Below are 298 nucleotides of genomic sequence, written 5' to 3' on the forward strand. Positions count from 1 at the left end.
GTTGATCATCGCGTGCCCGTGTGCGCTGGGGCTGGCCACGCCGACCGCGTTGCTGGTGGGGACCGGGCGGGGGGCGCAGCTGGGTATTTTGATCAAGGGGCCGGAGGTGCTGGAGTCGACCCGGCGGGTCGACACGGTGGTGCTGGACAAGACCGGCACGGTGACCGAGGGCCGGATGAGCGTGACCGGGGTGCATCTGGCCGCCGGGGAGGATCGGGGGCTGGTGTTGCGGCTGGCCGGGGCGCTGGAGCAGGCCTCGGAGCATCCGATCGGCCGGGCCATCGCCCGCGAGGCCCGC

1 protein-coding gene is annotated in these 298 nt (G+C 73.5%); it reads left to right on the top strand.

The features are described 5' to 3' along the window. The coding region (locus FXF51_RS60320; RefSeq protein WP_148443847.1) for an HAD family hydrolase at window positions 1-298 on the top strand (298 nt) is incomplete at both ends.

The organism is Nonomuraea sp. PA05 (assembly GCF_008086045.1).
Lineage (GTDB): Bacteria > Actinomycetota > Actinomycetes > Streptosporangiales > Streptosporangiaceae > Nonomuraea > Nonomuraea monospora.